Here is a 906-nt window from a genome sequence, read left to right on the forward strand (position 1 = left end):
GCGGCTCGGGCCTGAAGGCTGTGATGCTGGCGGCCCAGGCCATCCGCTGCGGCGACGCCGAGATCATCGTCGCCGGCGGGCAGGAAAACATGAGCGCCGCGCCGCACGTGCTGCCGGGCTCGCGCGACGGCCAGCGCATGGGCGACTGGAAGTTGATCGACACCATGATCACCGACGGCTTGTGGGACGTTTACAACCAGTACCACATGGGCACCACGGCCGAGAACGTGGCCAAGAAATACGGCATCACGCGCGCAATGCAGGACGCGCTGGCGCTGGCCAGCCAATTGAAGGCGGCGGCCGCGCAGGACGCGGGCAAGTTCCAGGACGAAATACTGCCCTTCAGCCTTGCGCAGAAAAAGGGCGACCCCATCGTCTTCTTAGCCGACGAATTCGTCAACCGCAAGACCAGCGCGGACGTCCTGGCCGGCCTGCGCCCGGCCTTTGACAAGGCCGGGTCGGTGACCGCCGGCAATGCCTCGGGCCTGAACGACGGCGCCGCCGCCGTGCTGGTGATGAGCGCGCAACGCGCCGCCGCGCTGGGCCTCACGCCGCTGGCGGTCATCCGTGCCTATGCCTCGGCCGGTCTCGACCCCAGCCTCATGGGCATGGGGCCGGTGCCGGCCTCCAGGCTGTGCCTGCAAAAGGCTGGCTGGTCGGCCCAGGACCTGGACCTGATGGAAATCAACGAGGCCTTTGCCGCCCAGGCCTGCGCCGTGAACCAGGAAATGGAATGGGACACCGCCAAGATCAACGTCAACGGTGGCGCCATTGCCATTGGCCACCCGATCGGGGCGTCGGGCTGCCGCATCCTGGTCACGCTGCTGCACGAGATGAAGCGTCGCGGCGCCAACAAGGGCCTGGCCTCGCTGTGCATCGGCGGCGGCATGGGCGTGGCACTGGCCG

The 906-nt window shown here is 68.1% G+C and carries 1 protein-coding gene; it reads left to right on the top strand.

What is annotated here, in order from left to right; genetic code table 11:
- On the top strand, window positions 1-906 hold a 906-nt coding region (locus C5P05_RS19090), incomplete at both ends, for an acetyl-CoA C-acetyltransferase (protein ID WP_157979396.1).

The organism is Rhodoferax ferrireducens (genome assembly GCF_003347515.1).
Taxonomy (GTDB): Bacteria; Pseudomonadota; Gammaproteobacteria; order Burkholderiales; family Burkholderiaceae_C; genus Rhodoferax.